At 61.3% G+C, this 24929-nt stretch carries 24 protein-coding genes and 1 pseudogene; 4 read left to right on the top strand and 21 right to left on the bottom strand.

The features are described from left to right. Window position 1: 1 nt before the first annotated feature. Window positions 2-916: a P-type conjugative transfer ATPase TrbB gene (trbB, locus tag AC0L21_RS12760; protein ID WP_473262134.1), complete on the bottom strand. Its 915-nt coding sequence runs from the start codon at window positions 914-916 to the stop codon at window positions 2-4. A 441-nt stretch (window positions 917-1357) separates the two neighbouring features. Here trbB and AC0L21_RS12755 point away from each other — a divergent pair, with 441 nt between their 5' ends. Both AC0L21_RS12755 and AC0L21_RS12750 read left to right on the top strand, forming a co-directional pair. After that, complete coding sequence (locus tag AC0L21_RS12755) at window positions 1358-1609, top strand: helix-turn-helix domain-containing protein (RefSeq protein ID WP_027519217.1); 252 nt, start codon at window positions 1358-1360, stop codon at window positions 1607-1609. Next, on the top strand, window positions 1609-2928 hold the full coding sequence (locus AC0L21_RS12750; protein WP_473261819.1) for a type II toxin-antitoxin system HipA family toxin: 1320 nt from the start codon (window positions 1609-1611) through the stop codon (window positions 2926-2928). The genes AC0L21_RS12755 and AC0L21_RS12750 overlap by 1 nt, the downstream gene beginning before the upstream one ends. Window positions 2929-2938: 10 nt before the next feature. Here the strand turns inward: AC0L21_RS12750 and AC0L21_RS12745 are convergent, their stop codons facing one another. The 12 genes and pseudogenes from AC0L21_RS12745 to AC0L21_RS12690 all read right to left on the bottom strand — a co-directional run bounded on the left by AC0L21_RS12745 (window position 2939) and on the right by AC0L21_RS12690 (window position 13542). After that, the gene (locus tag AC0L21_RS12745; RefSeq protein ID WP_473261817.1) at window positions 2939-4273 is read right to left on the bottom strand and encodes an MFS transporter; all 1335 of its coding nucleotides are present in this window, start codon (window positions 4271-4273) and stop codon (window positions 2939-2941) included. Between the two features lie 111 nt (window positions 4274-4384). Beyond that, entirely contained in the window at window positions 4385-4813 is a 429-nt protein-coding gene (locus tag AC0L21_RS12740) for a ribbon-helix-helix protein, CopG family (protein WP_027519220.1), read from the bottom strand. A gap of 6 nt (window positions 4814-4819) precedes the next feature. Next, window positions 4820-6802 carry a conjugal transfer protein TraG gene (locus tag AC0L21_RS12735; protein ID WP_473261815.1) on the bottom strand — a complete coding sequence of 661 codons (1983 nt, stop codon included), beginning with the start codon at window positions 6800-6802 and terminating at the stop codon, window positions 4820-4822. A gap of 40 nt (window positions 6803-6842) precedes the next feature. Further along, on the bottom strand, window positions 6843-8606 hold the full coding sequence (locus tag AC0L21_RS12730) for a relaxase/mobilization nuclease domain-containing protein (RefSeq protein ID WP_473261813.1): 1764 nt from the start codon (window positions 8604-8606) through the stop codon (window positions 6843-6845). 249 nt (window positions 8607-8855) lie between these two features. Beyond that, the gene (locus AC0L21_RS12725) at window positions 8856-9752 is read right to left on the bottom strand and encodes a lytic transglycosylase domain-containing protein (protein WP_473261811.1); all 897 of its coding nucleotides are present in this window, start codon (window positions 9750-9752) and stop codon (window positions 8856-8858) included. Further along, entirely contained in the window at window positions 9749-10261 is a 513-nt protein-coding gene (locus AC0L21_RS12720) for a S26 family signal peptidase (RefSeq protein WP_473261809.1), read from the bottom strand. The genes AC0L21_RS12725 and AC0L21_RS12720 overlap by 4 nt, the downstream gene beginning before the upstream one ends. Beyond that, complete coding sequence (locus AC0L21_RS12715; protein WP_473261807.1) at window positions 10258-10722, bottom strand: DUF2840 domain-containing protein; 465 nt, start codon at window positions 10720-10722, stop codon at window positions 10258-10260. The genes AC0L21_RS12720 and AC0L21_RS12715 overlap by 4 nt, the downstream gene beginning before the upstream one ends. Before the next feature lie 289 nt (window positions 10723-11011). Further along, window positions 11012-11894: pseudogene (locus AC0L21_RS12710) on the bottom strand (replication initiator protein A). 21 nt (window positions 11895-11915) lie between these two features. Beyond that, the gene (locus AC0L21_RS12705) at window positions 11916-12197 is read right to left on the bottom strand and encodes a helix-turn-helix transcriptional regulator (RefSeq protein WP_018454787.1); all 282 of its coding nucleotides are present in this window, start codon (window positions 12195-12197) and stop codon (window positions 11916-11918) included. Between the two features lie 132 nt (window positions 12198-12329). Continuing rightward, window positions 12330-12770: a DUF2285 domain-containing protein gene (locus AC0L21_RS12700; RefSeq protein WP_473261805.1), complete on the bottom strand. Its 441-nt coding sequence runs from the start codon at window positions 12768-12770 to the stop codon at window positions 12330-12332. Window positions 12771-12909: 139 nt separating this feature from the next. Beyond that, on the bottom strand, window positions 12910-13104 hold the full coding sequence (locus AC0L21_RS12695; protein ID WP_473261803.1) for a transcriptional regulator domain-containing protein: 195 nt from the start codon (window positions 13102-13104) through the stop codon (window positions 12910-12912). 165 nt (window positions 13105-13269) lie between these two features. Continuing rightward, window positions 13270-13542, bottom strand: a complete 273-nt coding sequence (locus tag AC0L21_RS12690; protein WP_354202087.1) for a DUF2285 domain-containing protein — start codon at window positions 13540-13542, stop codon at window positions 13270-13272. A gap of 209 nt (window positions 13543-13751) precedes the next feature. On the opposite strand from AC0L21_RS12690, the gene AC0L21_RS12685 reads away from it, so the two are divergent. Then, window positions 13752-13979 (top strand): helix-turn-helix domain-containing protein, encoded by a 228-nt coding sequence (locus tag AC0L21_RS12685; protein ID WP_219685726.1) that lies wholly within the window; start codon window positions 13752-13754, stop codon window positions 13977-13979. Window positions 13980-14033: 54 nt separating this feature from the next. Here the strand turns inward: AC0L21_RS12685 and AC0L21_RS12680 are convergent, their stop codons facing one another. The 6 genes from AC0L21_RS12680 to AC0L21_RS12655 form a co-directional block, all read right to left on the bottom strand. Next, a complete protein-coding gene (locus AC0L21_RS12680; RefSeq protein WP_473261798.1) occupies window positions 14034-14375 on the bottom strand; it encodes a DUF736 domain-containing protein in 342 nt (113 codons plus the stop codon). 513 nt (window positions 14376-14888) lie between these two features. Further along, on the bottom strand, window positions 14889-15248 hold the full coding sequence (locus tag AC0L21_RS12675; RefSeq protein WP_473261795.1) for a hypothetical protein: 360 nt from the start codon (window positions 15246-15248) through the stop codon (window positions 14889-14891). Between the two features lie 133 nt (window positions 15249-15381). Next, on the bottom strand, window positions 15382-16305 hold the full coding sequence (locus tag AC0L21_RS12670; RefSeq protein WP_473261791.1) for a DUF2493 domain-containing protein: 924 nt from the start codon (window positions 16303-16305) through the stop codon (window positions 15382-15384). Window positions 16306-16636: 331 nt separating this feature from the next. Continuing rightward, a complete protein-coding gene (locus tag AC0L21_RS12665) occupies window positions 16637-17698 on the bottom strand; it encodes a DUF7146 domain-containing protein (RefSeq protein WP_473261788.1) in 1062 nt (353 codons plus the stop codon). Continuing rightward, window positions 17698-17934: a hypothetical protein gene (locus tag AC0L21_RS12660; protein WP_473261785.1), complete on the bottom strand. Its 237-nt coding sequence runs from the start codon at window positions 17932-17934 to the stop codon at window positions 17698-17700. The genes AC0L21_RS12665 and AC0L21_RS12660 overlap by 1 nt, the downstream gene beginning before the upstream one ends. A 107-nt stretch (window positions 17935-18041) precedes the next feature. Then, complete coding sequence (locus tag AC0L21_RS12655; protein ID WP_473261783.1) at window positions 18042-18992, bottom strand: ArdC family protein; 951 nt, start codon at window positions 18990-18992, stop codon at window positions 18042-18044. 1622 nt (window positions 18993-20614) lie between these two features. On the opposite strand from AC0L21_RS12655, the gene AC0L21_RS12650 reads away from it, so the two are divergent. Beyond that, entirely contained in the window at window positions 20615-21724 is a 1110-nt protein-coding gene (locus AC0L21_RS12650; RefSeq protein ID WP_473261780.1) for a hypothetical protein, read from the top strand. Window positions 21725-21772: 48 nt separating this feature from the next. Here the strand turns inward: AC0L21_RS12650 and AC0L21_RS12645 are convergent, their stop codons facing one another. Further along, entirely contained in the window at window positions 21773-22555 is a 783-nt protein-coding gene (locus AC0L21_RS12645; protein ID WP_473261776.1) for an enoyl-CoA hydratase/isomerase family protein, read from the bottom strand. A gap of 134 nt (window positions 22556-22689) precedes the next feature. Then, complete coding sequence (locus AC0L21_RS12640) at window positions 22690-24780, bottom strand: molybdopterin oxidoreductase family protein (RefSeq protein ID WP_473261774.1); 2091 nt, start codon at window positions 24778-24780, stop codon at window positions 22690-22692. Window positions 24781-24929 lie beyond the last annotated feature (149 nt).

Here is a 24929-nt window from a genome sequence, read left to right as displayed (position 1 = left end):
GTCAGTCTCCTGCTGATGAAAGGCTGTAGTCACCGGCGGCTCCAAGCCCCGAGACGATGGCGAGCTCGGAGAGACGACGGTCGGCGCCGCGCCCCGCAAGGACGGCGACGAGGTTGATGGTTTCGGCGATCAGGGCACGCGGAACCGTAATGACGCCTTCCTGGATGAGCTGCTCAAGCCGCCGCAAGGCACCGAGCGCGGTGCCCGCGTGAATCGTGCCGATGCCGCCAGGATGACCGGTGCCCCAAGCTTTGAGCAGATCGAGTGCCTCCGCACCGCGGACCTCGCCAACCGGGATACGATCGGGACGCAGTCGCAGCGAGGACCGAACGAGATCCGATAGCGTCGCCACGCCATCTTTGGTCCGCAATGCTACAAGGTTGGGCGCCTTGCACTGAAGTTCGCGCGTGTCTTCGATCAGAACGACCCGATCGGAGCTCTTTGCCACCTCGGCCAGGAGCGCGTTCGTCAACGTTGTCTTGCCGGTCGATGTCCCACCGGCGACAAGGATATTCTTACGAGCGGCGACCGCACCCTTCAGGATTGTGGCCTGCTTCGAGGACATGATCTCTCTGGCGACGTAGTCGTCGAGCGTAAAGACGGCGACAGCGGGCTTGCGGATCGCGAACGCCGGAGCTGCCACGATGGGAGGCAAGAGACCTTCAAAGCGCTCCCCGGTTCCGGGCAATTCGGCCGAGACCCGAGGCGCGCCGGCATGCACCTCGGCGCCGACGTGATGCGCCACCAGGCGAACAATGCGCTCGCCATCTGCTGCGGACAAAGTTTCGCCTGTATCGATCAAGCCGCTCGACAACCGATCGATCCACAACCGCCCATCCGGGTTGAGCATCACCTCGATGATCGTTTCATCCTCGAGGTAGCTGGCAATCGCCGCGCCAAGCGCGCTACGCAGCATTCGCGCACCGCGCGAATTCGCTTCCGATTGGATGGAATGGATTGCCACCGACGTCCCCACCGAATGAGGACCTCCACAGCGGGCCCTCAGGTGGGGATGATTAGAAAAGGCACCAATGGGCTTGGCGCAACGAGCGCTTTCGGTGATCGTAGAATGGCGTAGAAAAAGAAAGTCCGAGAACCGATGTTTGAGGCTTACTCAATCGCATCGGGTCGCTTGCGAGTTGCTGCTCACCACTCGGCCTCATCATACGCGCTCATAGTATGACCGTGGCGCCGGCGCTATTCATTCAATCACTGCAACATCCGCCCGCGGTGTGATCGGGCCAAAGCGCTATACGCGATTGCGTATATTGATGTTCCATACGCGGGTTCGTATATTTTCTTTATATACGCATCCACGTATATTGACATTTTATACGCGTTCGCGTATCATACCCCAATGGATACGATCGCTCGCACCCCTCAGCAGCTTGGCGCCGCCATTAAGCGGCACCGCCGGCAAAAAAAACTCACCCAGGGCGGCCTAGGCGACAAGATGCACGCGCGCCAAGCGACAGTCTCGAAGCTGGAGGCCGGCGAACCAGCGACGCAACTGCGCATCCTCATGGATGCGCTGGCCGCGCTCGACCTGGAACTGGTCCTCCGACCACGCACGAAGGTGTCGGCCAAAGCCATCGAGGATCTGTTCTGATGGGACGCCGTCCTATCCGAGCGCCTCTCAACGTCTACCTGAACGCTCGTCTGGTCGGGCGGCTGCGGCGGGAGAGCAGCGGCGCCATCGATTTCCAATACGACGAAGCCTGGCTGGGATGGGAGAACGCCATCCCGGTCTCGGTATCGATACCTCTACGCGAAGACCGCTATATCGGTGACCCCGTCATTGCGGTCTTCGATAACCTGCTTCCCGATAACGACGACATCCGCCGGCGTGTCGCCGAACGCGCGCATGCCGGCGGAGCCGATGCTTACAGCCTGCTTTCCGCGATCGGCCGCGACTGTGTCGGCGCCCTGCAATTCCTTCCGGATGGAACGGCACCTGGAGCGGCGGGCGCGATTGACGCTCGCGTCGCGAGCGACCAGGACATCGCGGCGATCCTTGCCAATCTCGCCAACAATCCGCTCGGCATCGGTCCCGATCAGGAGTTTCGTATCTCTCTGGCTGGAGCCCAGGAAAAAACCGCCCTTCTCTACTGGAAGGATAAGTGGCACGTGCCGCACGGCACGACGGCCACCACGCACATCATCAAACCGCAGATCGGCAGGTTACCGAACGGCGTCGACCTGACCCACAGCGTTGAAAACGAGCATCTCTGCCTGAAGCTCGTCGCCGCGCTCGACTTGCCCGTCGCCAAGTCGCGCATCGTTGATTTCGCGGGCCGGCGCGTGCTCGCCATTGAACGCTTCGACCGCACATGGGCGCACGACGGACGGCTTTTGCGCCTGCCACAGGAAGATTGCTGTCAGGCCCTTTCTGTCCTGCCCGGGCGCAAATACGAATCGGACGGCGGCCCGAGCATCCGAAATATCTCTGATCTCCTCAAAGGCAGCGATACGCCGGCGGACGACCAGGCGACCTTCTTTAAGGCACACATCGTCTTCTGGCTTCTGGCGGCGACTGATGGCCACGCCAAGAATTTCAGCATCCGCCTCTCGCCCGGCGGACGATTCGTCCTCGCCCCGCTGTACGACATCATCTCAACGCAACCGAGCCTCGATGCCAAGCAGATCACGCAAAATCAGATGAAGCTCGCCATGGCGATCGGCAATAGTCGCCACTACGTGGTACACACGATTCTCGGCCGACATTTCGTCCAAACCGCAATGACTTGCGGCCTGCCCGACAGCGTGGTTCGCGGTATCATCGAAGAGCTCGCGGATACCGCTGGCACGAAGATCGACGCAACAATTGCGAAGCTGCCGAAGGATTTCCCACAGGCGATGGCAGAATCCATCGCGACCGGCGCCAAGCGACGCCTCAACAGCCTCGTCACGACGGAGAGTGGCGCTTAGGTCTCGCGGGTCACCACTCCACCTCGCCGTCCGATTGCTCGCAGAAAATGCTTGCTTCGACCACGTCGAAAGCACTGACCAGCATGGTGGAAGGGACTGAATTCATCCAGGAAGCAAAGGATTGGATCCAAGGTACCGCGAACCAAACCAACGCCGCGATCTGTAGTGCTACGTTGAGACTGAACGCGACTTGATAAGCCGTGATCGACCTATTGTCATGGTTCGTAGACCATTGCTCCAGGATCAGGCCGGTCGCATATTGTGCCAGAAATGCCCAACCAAAGTGCAAGACGTTCAAGGCGCCATTGGCACGGCCGGCAAGCTCTGGCGGAAAGTAATCAGCCATCACGGCAAAGCTGACCACAGTTGCCGTTCCGATGATTGCGACAACCGACCAGGGCAAGATGGACGGCAGAGGTACTCGCAGGATCAAGGCTAACTCGGCCGCGATAAACAGCACGGCCACCATCGCGAATATCGTCTCAGCCGTGAGGCCTGTTCGTTTGACGTGATGGATGGTCATACCGAACAACCAGGCACTGCCGCTGAGAAAGATCGACATGATGAACAGCTGTCTGACGAGGCCTGCGCGATCGAGCCCCTCCACGTCTGCAAGCCACGGTGATGCCCACAATCCCTGCAGCGACCAAGCTGAACCAACGCAAGTCGCCGATAACGGGGCTATCCGCCAGAAGCGCCTGTCGCTGAAAACCGATCCCAGGGTGGCGGAGACTGGTACTTTCGATAGGCTAACGCGTTGTTCTGGAACTACAACATAGATGAGGATCGCTGTGGCACCTGTCGCAGCCGCCAGGACCACAAAGAGCTGCCGCCAGCCCATCCAAGCGAGCAAGTGTTCGACCGGAACTGTGGCGGTCACCGCTCCTAGTGATCCCAGCATGATCATGTAGCCGTTCAGCAAGGCGACTCGTTCCCTGGGGAACCAAAGGATGATGGACTTAAGTCCTGCCGTCAGCGCCCCCGCCACGCCGAGCCCGATCATCGCACGCGCGATCAAAAACGACAGGAAGCCAGTCGATACGGCGAACAGTCCCGCGCCCAGTGCTGCGAACCAGAGCAGCGCGCGCTGGACCCGACGCGGACCAAAGCGGTCCAACAATATACCGACCGGGATCTGAGCGGCCGCGAAGACCAGGAAATAGACTGACGTAAGCAGTCCGAGGTTGGCTGACCCAAGCCCGGCATCCGAGCTGAGATCACTCACGATCAAGGCGTTGATCGTCCGAAACAGATACGAAAGATAGTAGCCAGCAGCAAACGGTAGAAATACGCGCACGGTGAGACGCCACGTCCTTGTAACTTGCATGCCGGCCTTCTTGCTCATCAGCTCATTCGAGCCGATAGCGCGTCAGCTTTTTATAGGCTCGGCTAAATTGCTGCGGTCGTAGGCTGGCGTAGAAAAAGAAGGGTTCGCGCGATGGCGCATTGAGAGCGATCAGTCAGGTCCGCCGGCGGGCTCCTGACGGACGATATCTTCCGGTATCTCACGCAGAAAGCTCTGCCCCTTTTGCAAACGACGCCCGAGCGCCTCGACAAATCCTTCAAACCGCTCCCGGCCTTTTGCCTGCGCAGCCGCCTGCGCGTCGTTCGGTAGCGGTGGCGTAACCGTCAGCCAGAAACGGACGAAGAGAGCCAGCGTCTCGGCCGTTAAACCGACGTCTCGCTCCAGTCTCTGCAGCTGACGCGACAGCCGATCCAGGCGACGGGTAAACGCCGCCTCCCGCCTGTCCGATCCATCCGGCGACAGAAACGAAGCAACGGCCGCCTCCACGATCGCAGACCGGGAGAGCTTCTGGCGATCGGCCAGATCCGAGATCTGCTTCAGAAGCTCTGGCGGGAAATACACGTTCATCCGGTCGCGCATATTGCCTCAGAGCTCCATGCCGTCATTCGGGTCCATGGCGGCTTGACGGGCGACGCCGCGCATTTGCTGACGGAGAAGCCGGGACTGGCGAACCGCGTCGTCGTCGTCAAGAACGACGGCAAATTCCTCGGCTGGCGTCGGTTCGGCCGTCTCCTTGGCGATCGCGACGTGATCGGGGAGTTCGGGCTCGCGACGAAGGCCGCTATTCGCCGAATCTTCCTCCGCTCGCCCCCTTTCGGTTGGAAGCGACGCCGGCTTGGGCGCTCCCAATGCAGACCATCCGTCCGTTCGCGGTGACCGGCCGGATGCGGCTGGATCGGGCGGCGGCAGGACCCGCTCGGTAAACCGCCGATCTTCATAGTACCGAGCCTTCCGAGCTCGAATCGGCGGCGTACCCGCCACCATGACGATCTCGTCCGACGGCGAAAGCTGCATGACCTCGCCTGGTGTCAGCAGCGGCCTTGCCGTCTCCTGCCGTGAGACCATGAGATGCCCCAGCCATGGGTTCAATCGGTGCCCGGCATAGTTCTTCATCGCCCGCATTTCGGTCGCCGTACCAAGCGCATCGGACACACGCTTCGCGGTCCGCTCGTCATTGGTCGCAAAGCTGACCCGGACGTGGCAGTTATCGAGGATCGCATTGTTAGGCCCATAGGCCTTCTCGATCTGATTGAGCGACTGCGCGATCAAGAAACTCTTGATGCCGTACCCCGCCATGAAGGCGAGCGCGGTCTCGAAGAAATCGAGCCGCCCAAGTGCCGGGAACTCGTCCAGCATCATCAGGACGCGATGCCGGCGGTCGCGGTCGTGCAAGTCCTCGGTCAGGCGACGACCAATCTGGTTCAGCACCAGGCGGATCAGTGGCTTGGTCCTCGAAATATCCGACGGCGGCACCACCAGATAAAGCGTCGTAGGGCGGCTATCTGCGATCAGATCGGCGATCCGCCAGTCGCACCGGCAGGTCACCTGCGCCACGACGGGATCGCGGTACAGCCCGAGGAACGACATCGCGGTGGACAGGACGCCTGAACGTTCGTTCTCGGACTTGTTGAGGAGTTCGCGGGCGGTCGAGGCGACCACGGGATGAGCACCCTGCTCGCCAAGATGCGCGGTGGTCATCATCGCCTTCAGCGTCGCTTCGATCGGCCGCTTCGGGTCGGACAGGAAGGCGGCGACGCCAGCCAGGGTCTTGTCGGCCTCCGCGTAAAGGACATGAAGGATGGCGCCGACCAGAAGCGAATGACTGGTCTTCTCCCAATGGTTCCGCTTGTCGAGCGAGCCCTCGGGGTCGACCAGGACATCGGCGACGTTCTGGACGTCGCGAACCTCCCACTCTCCCTGCCGGACCTCGAGCAGCGGATTGTAGGCTGAGGATTTCGGGTTGGTCGGGTCGAACAACAGCGCGCGGCTATGTCGCGCGCGGAAGCCGGCGGTCAGTTGCCAGTTCTCGCCCTTGATGTCGTGAACGATGGCCGAGCCCGGCCAGGCCAGCAACGAGGGAACGACAAGGCCGACGCCCTTGCCGGATCGGGTGGGCGCGAAACACAGGACGTGTTCAGGTCCATCATGGCGGAGGTAGTCGCGGTCAAGCTTGCCGAGCACCACGCCATCTGGACCGAGGAGCCCTGCCGCTCGAACCTCTTCCGCATCAGCCCAGCGCGCCGAGCCATAGGTCTCAACGTTCTTGGCCTCGCGCGCCCGCCAGACCGACATGCCGATCGCCGCCGCGATCGAAATGAATGTCCCCGACGCCGCGATGAAGGCGCCCTCGACAAAGACCTGTGGCGCATAAGCATCAAAGACGAACCACCACCAGAAGAAGACTGGCGGGTAATAGACCTTGAAGCCCAGCAACTCGAACCAGGGATGGCCAAGCTCCGGCTGCCAAGCGAGCCGCCAGGCCGTCCACTCGGTCGCACCCCAGATGGCCAGCAAGGCGATCAGGCCGACAACGATCACCTGCCCCCAGAGGATCTTGGTTCCGGACATCCCAGACGACCTTTGTGCAATTAAATTTGGCGAGTTCAAGCTAGAGGCCTAGGTCGCGCTTGCGACCAAAACCCCATTCGATTCCGCCGCCGTCTTTCACGACGCCAGTGACGTGTTGGCCGAGCTTCTGTTCGAGTTCGCGCGACCAGGGCACGAGTTGGAAACCGAGCCCATTATCAATCATGGCGAAGCGTCCCGAGGTAAGCGTCAGCCGCCGGCGATAGGTGCCCGCCACGTGCTCTCCAGAGGCGGCGTTCACATGAGGCAAGCCGGTGTCGGCCGAGACTTTTGCAGCCACCTCGTCAAGCTCACGCCGGCGCAACGTATTCAGGAGGTCACGCTGCAAGATGATGCGTTGGCCCTGCCGCCGCGCCAGGCCCTCCTGGATCAGGTGCTCCGTACGGGCTTCCATGGCATCGCGGGTCTCGCGGCCGAATCCGCCCATGGCAAGCGGTATGGGGTCGCGTTCGACCAGCCTGTGGTCGAGCCAGGTCGCGCCCTTTGCGGTGACCTGTCCACCCAGATCGAGATCGGAGCGGGTCGCGAGTACCACGGTCGGCCGCGGTTCGCCGGCTTGACCGAAGCGTCGGACTTCGACGATTCCGCCGATGGGCGGTGCATGTTCGAAGGCCTCGATCCCTCGCAAGCGGACGTGGTGCGCGCGTCCGTCAGTTCCGTCTATCAGGGCATAAGCCTCACCCGTCAGCTCGTCGTGCAATCCGCGATCGACCAGGCGTCCGATGATTTGGGACGAAGGCTGTCCGCTTTCGATGACGAAGTCGGCAATGCCGCGCGCTTCTCCACGCTCGGTAAAGGCACAGTGCATGGTCTTGATGATGTCGCCGCGCATACCGAGGTCACGCAGGCTACGCTCGGCCTCGAGCCCGACCATCCATTCCCCCGGTGCGGCGGATGCGGCAAGGCCCATCTTCTCCAGGTGCTGAAGGCGGCCGACCATCAGGCGCCGGATCTCGGGATCGGACTTGCCCGGATTCTCCGGGCGAAGATCGACATACCCCGCCTCATCGGCCGCCAGCCGGATCTCCCGATCGAGCCGTGTCCATCGTTCAGCCGAAACCTCCCTCTCCAGTGAATTGCGGATCTCGTGCTCGGGTTTTGGGCCCAGTTCGATGGCGACCAGTTCCTCGGCGCGCGAGCGCAGGCCCTGGCTGATATAGTCGCGGGAGATCACGAGATCCGCCCCTTCCTCATCTATTCCCCGCACGAGGAGATGGACGTGAGGATTGTCCGTATTCCAATGATCGACAGCCACCCAATCGAGCCGCGTGCCGAGATCGGTCTCCATCTGCTTGGCAAGGTCACGGGTGAACGCCCTCAGGTCGGTCATGTCGCCGGCGTCCTCTGGTGAGACGATGAACCGGAAATGATGCCGGTCGTCCTTGCATCGGTCAGCAAAGGCCGCGCTATCGGCGCGGTCGCAGCCCTCATCGAACATCTCGGCTCTCTCGCCGCTTCGAGTCACGCCGTCGCGCTTCAGATATGACAGGTGGGCGGTCAGGGGGGCTGAACGGAAGGCTCGCCCTTTGTGCCGGACAACACGCGCCTTCACCACAACGAGCCGCGTTGGGCTGAACAATCTGGCGCGGCTGAAACCGAGTCTGCCGCGGCCAAACGTCGAGCGCCCATAAGCCGCCGAACGCCTGCCGGTCACGCTCTGCCCCGAGGTGTGCCCGGCTTTCTTCGCCGCACGCAGCACCTGGTTGATGAAGCTCTTCGGATTCGGCGAGCGCGTGTTGCGAATGCGCCCAGGCCGAATACGCAGATCGCTGTCGCCTGTTGTCATCCCCAGCGCTCCGAGCGAGCAAAATGCCTACAGTGCCGAAAATCGTTCTGATTGCATTGTTGAAAACCGAAGGCGCGGCACGCGCCTCGACCGACCGGCACGCCAGGGCCCAAGCCATGTCAATGGCTTGCGGTTCGACCGGCGAGCCCCTTTTATCTCGCCGTCCTGCTGTCGTGCCTTCCCACTGCTCTCCCCATTCCCTCCATTCTTCTCCAGAGCACGCCAATGCATGCCAGCTTGCGCATTCAGTCATTGCGAGCCTCCCGCATCAGATCTCGCGACGAACAACCCTGCTGTCCGTGGCACAATGGCGGAGATGTCGTGAACCGAAGCGGCCGTCGGAGATAGGGTCGGCGAGCGCACAGGCTGCAGACGGGCAGCGGCTTTTGAGCTTTCAAGCCGCACAATGAAGATCGATCTCACCGATGGCCGCAGACTTGCAGCGCTGGAAATGGCAATGTCGCTGCCGATGCCGGGCACAAGCTTCTGCAAATAGGCCTGGGTCTCAGCTGGTAATGGACGGCCGGCGAGATGCTCTCCATAACGAGCAGGTCCCGCGTTGTAGGCTGCAAGGAAGCCTGGCGCACCGAAGCGGTCGCGCAGTTCGCGCAGGTACGCCGTACCTGCAAGGATGTTCTCTTGGGGATCGTAGGGATCGTTGCCCAGGTTGTACCGCAGACGTAGCTCCGCCCAGGTTTCCGGCATGATCTGCATCAGCCCCATGGCGCCTTTCAGTGACTTGGCACGCACGTTTCGGGCGCTTTCGACGTCTATGACTGCCAGTATCCAGCGCACCGGCATGCCAAAGCGACGCGAGGCCGCTTCAACGAAATCCGCAAATGAATTGTCAGTTCGATAACTCGCTGTGAGCTCTGCCGGTCGCGTCTCGACGACAGCAGCAGCGTTACTCACAGTCAGTGCCACGAACAGGGGCACGGCAGCGCACAGGCTCCTCTCGAAAAAATGCAAGAGTGCCGGCGTGCTCGCGCCCGTCCAGGGTAAAGCCGCTTCGCGCCGGCCTTTCGGCCGGGCTGGACCGCCGCTGCGCGCGTCGGGTCTGCAAGCTTTGGTCGGGACGGAGGAATGGTCCTGCACTTGTTCGAACAGAGGAATGACAGAACGGAAACGTAGAACACGCACGATCACTCCTCCCACGTCCACACCGGGAGGGCACGGCCGATCACGCCTGACGCCGGAAGAAATCCAAAATATCGGCCGTCAAGGGAGGCATCCGACTGCCAATTCATGAGAAAGAGCTCGCCCTCCCCGACGACTCGGCAGCCCTGCCATTTCGGCAGCGGCCGGCCGCGTCCGTCACGATCCCGGGCCTGGCCGACTTCAATTTCATTCACCGAAATAGTGAGACCGCTTCTGCAGACCGTCTGCCCCGGCAGCGCCAAGACCCGCTTGAGCATGGGGACGCCGACCGGCAGATAGCCGTTCAGGTCTAGAAAGGTCGCAAGTGGTTCCGGCGGCTGAATGGCGACCAGCTCTGTGACATGAAAGAGTTTTGCCGATCGCAAGCGATAGAGACCGATAGGTACGCTCGTCGATGCATTCCAGATGTAGAGCGGAAGCGGCTCCAGAAAGATTGTCGTGACAAGGGCGGCAGCAACCACGAACGTCGTTATCAGCATGATGAAACGGCACGTCATCGCATCACCTTTTGACGATTAAACCAGGCCTGATGGCGCGCTTTCGTATACGGACGCGGATTCTCGTTCACGGACAGACGGTTATGAACGTGATGCCAATGATCAGGAGCGACATCGGCGGGATCGATGCCGAGCGCTTCGACCGCATCGACCATCTGCAGCACTCGTTCGACCTTCGGCCAACCGGAGAGCCGCAGCAAAATCTCTCCGCCCGGCTTCACATACGGCACGGTCGAGCAGCGCTGTCCTGGCGCGACCGCGCGCAAGATGTCAATCCGCGAGATGATCGTGCCAAAGTCGCTGGAGGTCCAACGGACGAAGGCAAAGATGCTGCCAGGCGCGAATGACAGTACACGCCGGTGACCATCAAGCTTCCGTTCATTGACGACGCGACCGAACCGAATGCGGTTTTCGATGCGCTTCTCGAGCCACAACACTTCCACTTCCGTGAGATCGCTCATGCGGCGGCTCCCTGACGCTGGAGCTGGTAGCCGTGGGCTTGAGGCTCGACGGAGAGTGTGCGTGGCCTGCAAAGGCAGGCTGAACTGTCGGACTGCCGTTGCCGAGCGCCGCCAACGTGGCTTTCGGCCTGCTCCGTTAGAAGAAATCCGAAGGATTTCTGGTTAGTAAAGTTAGACCAGCGGGAAGGCGCTGAAAAACAAGCTCTTAAGCTCGATTTCGGTCCCCGATAGCACCAGTATCGTGTCTCCGATAGCACGAGGGTTGCGGTCCTCGATAGCACGAGCTGATTCACAGGTTGTCCTCCGAATTTGGAATGAGACCGCGGCGGCGCGAGCGTGCCGTTAAGGGATCAACAGGCGTAGGTGCGAAGTTCAGTCGCTCCGTACCGTTCGGATCGCGCGTGAGCGCGAGCTGATAGCCGCGCAATGTCTGGCGCTGGACGATCTGGCGGACGTCGTAAGCAAAGAGCTTGAGCGGCGAGATGATGCCGGACTTCGCATGGAGGGTGCACAAGATCAAAGCTCCAGCCGCCATCTTGGCATCCACCGTGCTTGCGCACGAGCCGGTAGAGCCACCGCTCAAGCCCGCCCGTGAGATCGAAATAGGCGCGATCGATCGTCAGAACGAGTGCGTCACCGATGACGCTGGCATAGAACCAATCCGGCAGGATCAGCTCGAGCCCAAACGGCCGGCCATTTGCATCGGCCGCTTCCTTCCACTCATTGATCCAGGAGAAGCGATGCCGTCGTCGTTCTGTCGGCTGTCGGATCGACGTCAGCACGGTCGTTGACTGCAACCTGTCGAGACCCGCCTTCAGCCGGTCATAGTCGCGCGCGCTGGTGCCGCGGCCGACAAACGTCAGAATCTCATAAGGCCTTGCAGCCATCAGGCGCGACGTCTTCAAACCGGCGTCACGTGCTTCGACGATCTGGGAAGCAGCCCAGATCAGAACGTCGGCGTCCCAGATTGTCGCCATGCCGTGTTCCGCCACGGCCTCGACCCGAATTGCGATCGCGCCGGCACGGAAGTCGATCGGTGCAATCCGCTTCGTTTTTGCAAGCGAGAAGAAGGGATAAGCCATCAGATCCTGCGCATCGCGCGGCGCGAGATCCCCAGGGACCGCCCGAAAGAGCTCCAGCTGGTCACGCTCGGAATGGTGTTTACGCCGCATGGTCACTGCTCTCGCCCGAGATCAGCGACGTTCCTGGCCCGCATATGGGCGCAGCACCGGATGCTTCTTGGCCGGCAGCACGGTCCCCTTCCCGGGGTCAGACGTCGACGTTTTGGCGCCGAGGTCAGCCCAGGCTTTCAGATCGTCTACGGCGTAGACGACGCGTCCGCCGATCTTCCGATACGTCGGGCCGGTGCCGTACGTGCGGTGCTTCTCGAGCGTGCGACCGGAAAGGCCAAGGTAACGCGCAGCCTCCGGTGTTCGCAGGAAGCGCGGAGGTAGACCGGCCGTCGAATCGGGCATTTGAGAACTCCAGGATGACAGCGCACCGCGGATGGCGGCGCCGGCGTGTGTGCGGTCATCATGGAGAAGCGCGATCTCGGACGGGGATGCCGAATATCGGTGGGTCGATTTTCGACACCCCAAGGAACGGCGCTACTTGACCCTGCGCCTGGGCCGAAGCAGCTTGCGATAACCTCCGTGCACAAATGCGAGGCCGCTTTGTACAAGGCGACGGGTTCGGCTGCGCAGATCATGTGTTTTCCAGCCACGATCCGATATGCGCGACTTGCCAAACAGAGCTTCTGCGATGCTGCGATAAGTCGCGCCGGCCAGATACGCGGTCACCGCGCGAAGGGCTGCGCACAGTCGTTCGCGCCGCTGTTTGGGCACGCGATGAAGCGGAGGTCCTGGCGTGTGTCCATTCATCGCGCGCCACAGCCGCGTGGCGGCATGCGCGCGCGCCTCCAAATCGCCGTCAAATGGCAACTCGGCCACATAGCGAGCGCCTGCGGTCAGCGGCTGTTTCGACCAGATGCGATGCTCCACCGAACCGATTTGCAGCACGGCATGCCAGCCGTCAGCGGCACGGCGCACCTGACCAGATGCAAGATCAAGCGGCGGCGGAGACGTTGGGCTTTGACCAGGCGTTGAAGCGGTTACAGTGACCGGGACGACGGTCGGGAGAACCTCGGGCGCCCAAAAGATTGTCTGCTCGTGGAACGACCCCTGCGGGTCATGGGCGAAAGCAAAGGCCCCACCTCCTCCTGAATTCCTCGGTCACCTCGCCATCTGAGTTGTTTGCGATGATCGCATCGTAGTCACGTTGGTAGTCCACGTTCATACGAAGACCTACCCAGGCGATTTCAGTGATCTCAGCATTCTCTAGGCTCTTAAACGAATCCGGCGACCGCCAGTCGAATTCAGGCATTGCTTCCGTCCCCATTGCACTTAACGAACAAGGATTGCGGCGCAATAACTATAAACGAGGGGGTTGTAGGAAGTCCCTAGTTTGGCACCACGTGGTGCATGAAAATTACCACCGGTAAGCGGAAGAAAATCATTCTGACTGCAATCTCCAGCCAGCGATTTCCTTCTAGTTTGAGCCGGCGCCGCGTAAAAGACGTCCCTGCTCGGTGACCCATTTTGCGCGTGCAAGATGACTCTGATATGCGGTCCGCGCACGGTCCGGCTCTCGCTCTGGATCGATATGCAGGACGATTCGAGTGACCTCCTGCCAGTCCGCTCCCTGACCCTCCGCCTGCAAAAGGCGAATGTACGTGACGACATGCTGTTCGTCATAGGCCGTAAGCACCGGGTCATTCGGCGCACAGTCCGCCACGTCTGGATCGAGGGAGGGTTTCTGCATCATACCCGCTTTAAAACTCCCAGAAACTACGCCATGGTTTGGTCGCAATCCAGACCTCCGTTGCCCGTTAGAATCCTGGATGTTCATTCAGTAGATCGGCAGCCAAGGGCGGCCGCGCTCATGGCGTTGGGACAATGGATAGCACGTTTTGATACGAATAGGAACGATCGTTCCTAGAACGATCGTTCCGGCTCAGTTCCCATATCGCCATGGATCTCAAAGAGATCATGGCTGTGAACCTGCGTCGGAAGCGCCACGATCTACAAATGACGCAGGAGGAACTGGCCGAGCGCGCATGTTTAAGCGCGCGTTACGTCGGCGCCATCGAGCGCGGCGATGTATCGGCAAGCGTCACCGTGCTCGGGCAAATTGCTGAAGCTTTGGGGGTCGAACCGGGAGACCTGCTCAAAAAGGTTGCGCGGCTTAGCAAATCGTAAGCTGGCTCAGGTCAGCGCCCCGCCCGGCGGACCGGACGGGGCTTGGCGGAGCGTCTATTCGCCGCTCTTGCGCGGCCGCGACCACAGGAGGGTGTAGCCTTCACCGCCTTCGTCATCGAACAGGTTCGCGTAGATCGGCGCGTTGAAGGAGGGATCGTCGAGCTTGAGCGAGAGGTAGTCGCGGCCTTCCTCCGAGCGCTTCGACCAAGCTGCACCGATCTCAGCCCGGCCCACATAGATGCGGTGGCTGGGAGCGTTGTCGTTGGAGCGGTTGGACTCGGCGACGATACGGACGCCCCTGGCTTGCAGGCTCAGGGTGACGATCTCGCCCTGGAGATCGTTGCCGACCTTCTTGAAGGAACCGATGTTCCTGTTGTGTTTCGAGCCCGCGACCACCGCGGCCTCGATGGCGATCTAAAGGCCGAGGACGATCGGCGACGCACCCGTTCGGGTCGGAGCGCAGCGGAGGACGCCGTTGTTGCGACTTTCTTGCCTCGCGAGGAATGGGCGAAGCCCAGGGGAAGAAAATCGCATCAAAGGCGTTGCGGCTCAGACGATCGAGGCGCAGCCGGTCTTTGGCCAGATCAAGCCATCAAAGAGGCCACTTGGTCTGCGTGCTGAATCGCAATCTTGAGGAGAAGACTGGCGAATCTCGGTTCTGCTGAACAAGGGGTTGGTAGGGTTCGGCGCAGAAAGAGAAACAATCTGCCGCAAAGGGCGGTATCGTCCCGGAAGGAATGATCGAACGGAGCGCCGCTCCGCCGCAGCTATGTGGGCCAGACAGAGACCGGTACGGCTTGCTTAAGCGCCCCGAGAGGGAACGCGGTTACCTCTCGCTCAAGCTCGTCGACCCCTCGTTCAACGTGACGCTCTGTGCCGTCTTGCTCGGCCGATGATGGCGACGAAGCCTCAACGCCCGTGCGCGGCGGCTGTGAGAACTGGTTCAGGCACATTCTCCAACACCCCGGCCGACTCAAAAATCACCTGATAGCCGGTGATCGCTGCGGGGACCGCGAATACGGTTGCCATCGCAACGCGCAAGGTCAAGGACGGACTAACGGCGACGGCGACCTGACCAGCGGCAAGCGTCAGCGTGCCAGAAGCAATTCCGATAAGCAGTGCGCCGAAGACACCCGCGCCATGACGAAATGCCAACATCCCGACACTGAGTGCGACGAAGAACGGTAGCGCATACACCGCGAGCGCAAAAATGGCCCAGCAGAACAAGCCAATGCCGAGTGTGTTGAGAACAAGCCCAAGCGCGAGCATGGCGGTGGCCCCATGTGCATGGATCTATCAATCGCGCCTTCCACCACCACCACGGCGCAGTTTGGATGTAAAAACGAAACGAGGCGGAGTTGCGGCGAGCAACTCCACCTTGGCGTCTTCGAGGCGACGGCGCTCATGCGCGGCCGAACTTCCAGACGGGAATGCCGAGCCGCTTCGCCTTATCGGCGAGATTGTCCTGAATTCCCGTGCCCGGGAAATGCATGACGCCGATCGGCAGGAGTTCGAGCATGGCATCGTTGCGCTTGAACGGCGCTGCCTTGGCGTGCGTTGTCCAGTTGGGCTTGAAGGCGATCTGAGGTACTTTGTGGTTGGTCGCCCATTTCGACGCGATCAGTTCGGCGCCTTTCGGGGAGCCGCCGTGTAGCAGGACCATGTCGGGATGCTTGGCATGAACCTTGTCGAGGCGATCCCAGATCAGGTGATGGTCGTTGAAATCGAGCCCGCCAGTGAGTGCGATTTTCGGTCCGGCTGGCAACATGACCTCGGTCTCGGAACGACGCTTTGCGGCGATGAAGTCGCGGGAGTCGATCATTGCTGCGGTGAGCGTTCGGTGATTGACCAATGATCCCGACCGCGGGCGCCAGGCTGAACCGGTGTGGACCTCAAATTGTTCGATGGCCTGGTCGCGGAAGAGCTCCAGGCAGTTGCGGCGCTCGATCAGCGTTATGCCTTCGGCCGTCAGGCGCTCGAGTTCGACCGATCGCACTTCCGAGCCGTTCTGCTCGCGTTGGCTCTTATGCTGCGCTTGTTCGTTGTCATCGAGTTGCCGTTCGATGCGTTCGACGGCCCTATGGAACAGGTTGACCGTCGACCAGAGCAGATCGTCAAGGTCGGGCTCAAGCCGCGTGTCGTTCAAGGTCGCAACAAGGGCGTCAAAGATATCCGCGACGGCGACGGCGATCATCTTGCCTTCCGGTAGCGGTCTCGGATCGGGCTGGTCGTCGAAGGGACGATAGCCGAAGAGCTGTAATTGGGTGAGCATGTGGTCGGTCGGAGACGAGGCGTGCTGCGGTTCGATGTCGTCATGGTCGGTCATGGGAAGAGGTCCTTTGCCGGATCGGCCGCGACCATCGCGGCCTTCGTGGCGATCCTCTGACGGCGGGCGGAACGGGCCAGCACCCGACAGGGCCGAAGCGGCAGCGGAGGATGGCGGAGGCCGGCTATTTTGCTTCGCGATGCAAAGCGCGCGGCCAACTGCATGATGTGTCTTCACATCTCTGGCGCGCGGCGGAAAATAGCCGGACGTTAGCCATTGCCGGCCCGGGCCGCTTGCCGTCCGATCGCCCCCTAGAAGGCCGAGGTCGCGTCCTCTTCCGGTATTGACCTCGCCTATGACCGGCCTATCAACGTCGATCGAAGACCGGGAGCTATTCCGCGGCCACCGTCGACGAATGCAGGAAGTGAACGACATCCTCTGGCACAAGCTGAAACCGCAGAGTTGCTCGGACGGCATCGAGACCAAAGACATGCAGATCTTCGTTGAAGTCGCCCAGCCGGGGCGACAGCGCGATCGCCTCAATGCCGGCCTCTGCTGCGCGCTGGCTGAGAGTTGCCAGCACCGCATCACCGGCGGCATCCGCATCGCGCACAATGTAGAGCCGGCGCAGGCTACACGGCAGCAGCATGGCTGAGAGGTGATTGGCCGAGAGTGCAGCAGCCATAGGCAAGGTCGGCAGCACGCAGCGCAACGAAAGCATCGTCTCTATACCCTCGCCGGCAGCGAGCACGTTGTCCACCACGCCGAACCGAACGGCATTGCCGAGAAGATCGCCCATGGCCCGTCGTGGCGTGTCGACCGGAGCCTTGCCGAGCCGAACACGATCGAATCCGTCCGGATCGAGCCAAGTCCGGTGCACGCCGGTGATCCGACCATCAAGATCCGTGACGCGGGCGATCATCGCCGGCCAGGTTTCAGTCGGCAAATGCTCGTCGGGCCGATAGTAGCAACGTGGGTGGAAGCGCAGGCTGCCATCATGGTGGACGCGGGTTATTCCGCGGCGCTGCAGGTACGTTTCAGCCAGTGTCCCCTCGATCGGGCTGGATATCGCAAAGAGCCGACTGGCGGCTAGCTGCGATCCGGGCGGTACGGCTGGGGGAATAGGTCGTGGGGCGGGTTTCTGCTCAGAACGAGGCAGGTTCAAAAAGCGCCTCGCCTCCTCGGCGACCTCACGAAAGTCTCGCAAAGCCAGAGTTTCCCGGATGATGTCGAGGAGATCACCATGCGCGCCGGTTGCAGCATCGGTCCACTTGCCCGCCGCTCCCTTCGGTGATTCCTGGAGCCGCACAAATAGTGAGCGGCCCGGGTTGTTGTGGACGTCGCCGACCACCCAATACCGCCCCGTCCGCTTGCCATTGGAGAGATAGTGTCTGCATACCGTCTCCGCCTCTCGCGCGAGGCGGCGTGCCAGTTCGCAAGGTTGGCGGGACATCAGGCCGCCTCCTGCCAACTGGCACCTTTGATCGGATACCGGTCGCGTACCTTCGACAGCATCTCTATGCCGCTTGCGTGCATCCCCACGCGGAGCTTACAAAAGGTGATCTCTCCAAAGAGGCCGTGGCCTCGCAAGCTCTTGCGCATCTTGGACTTGGATCCCGACACTTCGATGCGCTTTCCACGGATCATTCCGACATCGGCCGACTTAATTTTTTGGACAGCTTTTGGCATGCGATGCTCCACGACGGGCAGCCGGGAGCCTTTCTCTCGGCCTCCAACCCGTCACGGAAACGACCCTGCCCCTCTTACTCTTGTGCCCGCAGCCACCGAGCAGAGCCTCACGCCGCCTGCTGGTCCTCCGTCGGCATGACGCCGACGGGTTCTGGAAGAAAGCCAAGGAGATAATCGGCAACCTTGCTGGCCTTGGAGGCAGCCCGGATAATGGCGCGATTGTCCTCGCGCAAGACTTCAAGCCATGAGCCGATGTAGTCGGCATGCCGCACCGTCGGCACGATGCCGAGCGAGGCGCAACTGAACGCAGACGAGATTTCCGCAACCAGCTCCTCAAAGGCATACTTCTTGGTACCGTAGCTGCCTGACAGGTCACGATTGAGACGCGATGGATGGCCACTGGCATGCGCCAGCTCGTGGAGGGCCGTTCGATGCCAATTGATTGGTTCAAAATAGGCCTGCGAAGGCGGCACCTGCACATAATCTTCCGTCGGCATATAGAAGGCACGGTTGCCGCCGATGCGGAAGTCGATGCCGGTCGCCTTGATAAGGTATTCGACCTGCGGCTCGATCAGGCCCGGCAGCGGGGGTGGCGCCGTTGTCGCGATCTCTGGAGGCAAGCCGTTGCATTGATCACAGTTGAAGACTGTGAACTGCTTGAGGAACGGAATGGCCTGCGCTTCCTCGCCGGTCTCATGTACGCGGCGCTTTTCGCAGGCAGGCACGAATCGGTCGGCATAGACGACGGTCGTGCCGCGCTCGCCCTTGCGGACGTGACCACCGAGCGACAGCGCCTGGCGGAAGGTAAGCCAACTCTGGCCTGTAAATCCGTGTTCGGTCGCGGCACCCCATAGAACTAGAATGTTTATGCCGCTGTATTGGCGGCCGGACGCCGCGCTCTTCGGCAAAGCCAAAGGCGCCTTCGCCGCCGCGGTGCCCCAAGGCTGGACCCACGGCACTCGGCCAGCCTCCAACTCGGCGATGATCTTGTTGGTGATGTTGTCATAAAGGTTGGCCCGGTCCTTACCGGTGCGCGCGTGAGGATAATATCTGGACATCGCGGGTCTCCGCGACGGGGACCGCGAACCTCTCTCGCAGCCTGTAACCCGTCATGGCAAAACCCGGCCGACACTCTGACTCTCCTCCTACTTGAAGGAATGCGAGACCTGTGACGCAGCCCGCCTTCCATCGTATCTTCATGGGAATTGAGTTGAGCTACCGGGGCCGCAGGCCCCACGAGGCGTGCGCCAGGCGCGCATCGCCTCAACGGAAAATGGCACCCGGAGAGCGTGAGCATAGCGACCCGAAGGGGCACGCGGGTCCGAGTGCAGCGACGAGACCGGTTCAATAGCGGCACCCGGGAACGGGGCAGTGATAGCGGTCGCCGCAAGGCGAGCCCCTTTTCCGAGTGCCCCCGGCGAGGAGCTCCGCTATCCCTGCGCGAGGGATCGAAGCCGGATGGCCGAGACGCAGCGCGGCTCGGTTCACAAGAGCCCGTTGCGGCGCAGCCGCACGCGCGCAAGCGGGAGAACTCGCCAGGCTTGACCAGAGGACCTCGTTTCGTCGCTTGAATTCGTCGACGCGCAGAAAAGTCTCTTAGTCCCTATTTACCGATCCCGGCGCAGTTCGGGTTGCATTCCGCCTTGCATCATCCATCCGGCTCAAGTGCATCACGAGAGGCCTGCAGCTCACGGATATCTGCAACTATTCAGTCCCTATACATGAGCAATAATTGAACCACTCGAGCAATGGCCGGCCAATAGTACTCAGCCCCTCCGCGATCATAGCCTGCTGTGTTCAACCCGCACGTCCAAATTCCGACGCTCGAAAGCGATCGGAAGGCTTCGATACAAGTCTCCCATCGGACCTGTCGGATTGACTATTGATCTATCATCCAAAGCAGTTGCCTGCCTGCTACCGGCCCCTGCCAACGGAGCGCCGCAACTGTTCCCCTTTTCTTTCGCGAGCGACATTGGCGTTCTTGGAGAACTACACACCGAAGGCTTCCTTTTCGCGCGCCAATCCAGCCTTTTCCCGCCCGGCCGCGCTTCGCAGTAGAGGTGCAAACTCTTTGGCCGTAACACTCCGCTTAATCCGCGATCCGAACTCTCGCTCCCCCGATCAGGGGCGAAGGGCAATCTGGATCGACCAGATCCCGTCTCGCTCGTCAGTGAAATCAGCACATGTTACACCACGGGCATTCAGCAGTGAGATCAAACCGCTTAGGCTCGCCGCGCACCGCACGACCTGCCCGCTACCCTCTCGCTAGAACCTGGCCCACGATGATGAGGGCGGACATGGCCGCCGCCTACCTTGACTTTGTAGACACGAGCGAATTCATGCGCGCGATCAGTCGAGGAGACGCACCCCCACCAATCGGCTTTCGCGGAACAGGGCGCCAGCGCCAGCCAGTTTGGTCGAAGGCGACTATGGATCACTTCGCAGCGTCGATCGGAAAAGGAGATCTTAAGCAGGGGGAAGATCTCTTATGCCTGGTGTGATATCGCTTGGGAAGGCACCGCGTCTGCCTCGGTATTGTCGCCGCAAAATATTGGCGAAGAATAGAATAGCCTACTATTTCGAACCCCCAACTTGGGCCCGTCGACAGGGCTGCGATTTAAACCCTGAAGCTCTGGGCTGCGATTACGCAAGTGCCGTCGAGCGGGTAGAGAAAGTTCTCTTGCCGGCGTTCGACAGTTGGCACTCACGGGGTCTAAGCGACATCGTGCCGGCGACTATCGAACCCGGCACGTTCAATTGGCTGGTCGGCGTCTTCCAAGCTCACCAGAAGTGGACAGAAATCGAAAGCGCTACACAGCGGCACTACACAAAAAGTCTCGCGCTGTTCGCCAATCACGAGCTGAAAGATGGAAGTCGCGTTGGGTCTAAGCAGCTGTCCGATTTCACCAAAGCGTTCGTCGACGCAGTTTATCGAAAATTATTGTTCGTGACGAAAGTCGGAAACAGTGGAGAGGTCGTCGTTCGCGAGCGCCGTCGCTATGTAAATATGGCTATGGCGTCCTGCCGCCGGGCTTGGTTCGTTGGTCAGCGTGCTCAAGAAAGGATTGTACCGGCGACCAATCCGTTTTCCCGGATGGGATTAAAATCTCATCCGCCCGGGCGGCCGATAGAGCCCACACCGACCGCAACTTGGGATGAACTCGTCGCCTTCAGAGCTGCCGCGAGAAGACTTGATTACCGCTCGATCGCAACAGCTGCTCTACTGTCGTGGGAGTGGCTGCAACGAGAGCAGCACATTTTTGGTGCCTTCGACATTTCGCACTATCGCCCCAGCGAGCGGCCAAATAGCGTCAGAATCGTGCATCCGAAGAATGGAGAGGAGGCCTGGTGGCCCCTAACGGACGAAACTGGCGCCCCTCTCTTCCCTGAACTTATGGAGGAACTTGACGAGATCAAAAGGACCACCCTCTCCGGCCTGGTATTCCGGCGTGACCATGCGCATCGTCAGTCGGTAATCCCGCTACCATGGATTACCCCGCGCAAGGATCTCCGCTATCTACGTAGCGTGGTAAAAACAATTATCACAGAGGCTGGCCTACGTCAGGAGCTTTCTTTTCGGTCCTTCCGACACGGAGGATTTACTGAAGGCGCCGACAGCGATCTCACGGATGCAGAGTTGCGCGCGGCTGGCCGTCATAGATCAAGTCGCCAACTGCCAACCTATGCCAAGCGGACTGGCAGGCAGTTGATCATTGCCACAAAAAAGCGTCGCGAGGAGCGGGCAAGATCTCTGCTTATTCGGCTCAACGCCAATCTCTCCTCGGAATAAAGGCACGTCGGCCGACGGCAGCGCCGACGAATGCGCTGAAAGGATCGCCTATTTTCCCGTCCATACCGGCTTGCGCTTCTCGCTGAACGCCTTCAGCCCTTCCTTGGCGTCCTCGGTCATGGCGAGCAGCGCGATCTGGCTTTCGGTGTAGGCGATGCTCTCGTCGAACGACATCGAGGCGATCGCGCGCATCGCGTATTTGCCGCGACGGATCGCGGTCGGGGATTTGTCGACGATGCGGCCGATCAGCCAGTCGACCTTGGCGTCCAGCTCCGTCGCGGGCACGACGTAGTTCAGCAAGCCCGCTGCCAGCGCTGCCCTCGCGTCGAACGGCTCGCCGGTCAGCGCCCATTCGTTGACGAGGCGAGGTGGAGCGATGGACTGCAACAGGCTCAACACCTGCATCGGGAATACGCCGACCTTCACCTCCGGCAGGCCGAAGATGACGTGATCGGCGGCGACGGCCATGTCGGTCATGCAGAGCAGGCCCATGCCGCCTGCCATGCAGACGCCGCCAACGCGCGCAATCGCGGGCTTGGTCGCGTTCTGCGACAAGCGCAACAGATCGGCATAGTCGACATTCGGCTTCGAATGATCCATCGCGAAAGCCGCGCCGGAGTTCTGCAGATCCGCACCGGCGCAGAACGCCTTGTCGCCCGCGCCGGTCAGAACGATGACTCGGACGTCCTTGTCGTCATGCGCATCGCGATAGCCGCGTGCGATGCCGGCGATGACCTCGCCATTCAGCGCATTGCGCTTCTCGGGCCGGTTGATGGTAATCCAGAGCGCCTGCCCGCGCTTCTCGGTGATCACGGCTGTGGTGTCGGTCATGGCGCGCTCGCTTCCTTCTCCCGTTTGGCGGCCATTTGCGGCAGCTTGGGCGGAAGGTGCAAGGGCAATCTGCGGCGCGGCGCCGCTTTAGCGCCTCGACACAAACTCGCAGGTGATCGAAGTGCGTGCGCGGCTCAGGCCGCGACCGCTTTCCTGATCCAGACCTTGTTGTCGTGGAATGCGGCGCCGCCAATCGGCGCAATGGTGTCCGCGCCCGTCAGCATGTTGATGCCGCGGTCACCGATATGGTTCTTGTTGGGATGAACGGACTCCGCGATCAGCACGCCGCGCCGCACGCCCTCGAACAGCGTGGCTATCAGCGTGGTCTCGCCGCGGGTGTTGCCGAGCGTCACGGCATCGCCGTCGGCGATGTTGAGCGCGGCCGCATCCAGGGGATGGATCATCACGCTCGCCTTGCCCTCACGTGCCCGGGAGGACGGCGTCTCGTTGAAGGTGGTGTTGAGGAAGCTGCGCGACGGGCTGGTGGCAAGCCGGAACGGATGGGCCTGGTCGGAATGCTCGATCACCGCCCAATGATCCGGCAGAGACGGCATCTTGTCGAAGTCACCCATCGTCTGACCGAACGGCGGATGCGCCCAATCGGCCTTGAAATGGAATTTCCTGTCGGCATGGGCGAAGCCGTCGAGATAATGCGAGGTGCGGAAGTCCGGCTGCAGGTCGCGCCAGAGGTCGGCTTCGAGGCCGGCAATGTCGCCGTGGTCGCTGAGCTTCAGCGTCGCGTCGATCAACTCGCGCGGCGTCAGCTCGAACCCCGGATGGCTGGCGCCAAGCCGCGGCGCCAGCGCCTGCAAGACCTCGTGGTTGGAGCGGCATTCTCCGGGCGGGTCGATCAGCTTCGGGCCGACCGAGATGTGCTGGTGACCGCCGCCGTAATAGAGATCGTCATGCTCCATGAACATCGTCGCCGGCAGCACGATGTCGGCCATCTCGGCCGTCTCGGTCATGAACTGCTCGTGCACGGCGACGAACAGATCCTCGCGCGCAAAACCCTGCCGCACCAGTGCCTGCTCCGGCGCCACTGTCATCGGATTGGTGTTCTGGATCAGCATCGCCTTGACCGGACCCCTGCCGTGCAGGGCCTTGGAATCGCCGGTGAGGATGCGGCCGATCTGCGACTGGTCGAGCGCGCGGATGGTCTGGTCGATGGCGTCGTGACCCTCGATGATGGATTCGTTGAAGTGCCACAGCGCGTAATTGTTGAAGAAGGAGCCGCCGCCTTCATACTGCCAGGCGCCTGTTACCGCCGGAATGCAGTTCGCGGCATGCATCTGCGCCGCGCCGTTGCGCGAGCGGGTGAAGCCGTAGCCGAGCCGGAAGAAGGTCCGCTTGGTCTCGCCGACCAATTTCGCAAAAGCCTCGATCTCCGCCACCGGCACGCCTGAGATCGCGGACGCCCATTCGGGCGTGCGCGTCTTCAGATGCGCCTCGAGCTCATCAGGGCAATCGGTGTACTTGTCCATATAGGCGCGATCGGCATAGCCGTCGCGGAACAGGACATGCATCACGCCGCAGGCGAACGCGCCGTCGGTGCCGGGCCGCAGGATGATCTTGATATCCGCCTGCTTCATGGTCTCGTTGTCGTAGATGTCGACGGCTGCGATCTTGGCGCCACGCTCCTTCCGCGCACGGGCGGCGTGCGTCATCACGTTGACCTGCGTGTTGACGGGATTGGTGCCCCAGATCACGACGAGATCGGACAGTGCCATTTCGCGCGGATCGACACCGGCGATCTTGCCGGTGCCGATCGCGAACCCGATGCGGCCGACATTGGCGCAGATGGTCTGATAGAATCGCGAATATTTCTTCACATGCGTGAGGCGGTTGAGGCCGTCGCGCATCACCAGCCCCATCGTGCCGGCGTAATAATAGGGCCAGATTGACTCCGCGCAGAATTCGCGCTCGGCCTGGTTGAAGCGATCGGCGATCTCGTCCAGCGCCTCGTCCCAGCTGATCCGGGCGAATTGGCCGGAGCCCTTCGGCCCGGTTCGGCGCAGCGGATACATCAGCCTTTCGGGATGATGGATGCGCTCGGCATAGCGGGCGACCTTGGCGCAGACCACGCCGGCCGTATAGGTCTGCTTTTTCGAACCGCGGACACGACCGATGCTGCGTCCCTCGACCACCTCGATATCGAGGGCACAGGCCGACGGGCAATCATGCGGACAGGTCGAATGGCGGATTTCGATCTTGGCGTGCTGGTTCATGTCCAATTTGGTAACACCAAAATACCTGTCAGCCGAGGGTATTTATCCGGCAACGCCCATGCGATTTGCTCAAATCACGCGCCGCCGGTTCCTGCCGCGACCGCGAAGAGCGGCGCCGCCACACCGAAAACCACCCGATATTCCAGGCA

The organism is Bradyrhizobium sp. WSM4873 (assembly GCF_055811355.1).
The sequence above is the reverse complement of the archived record's forward strand: the minus strand, read 5'-3'. Positions and strand labels throughout refer to the sequence as shown.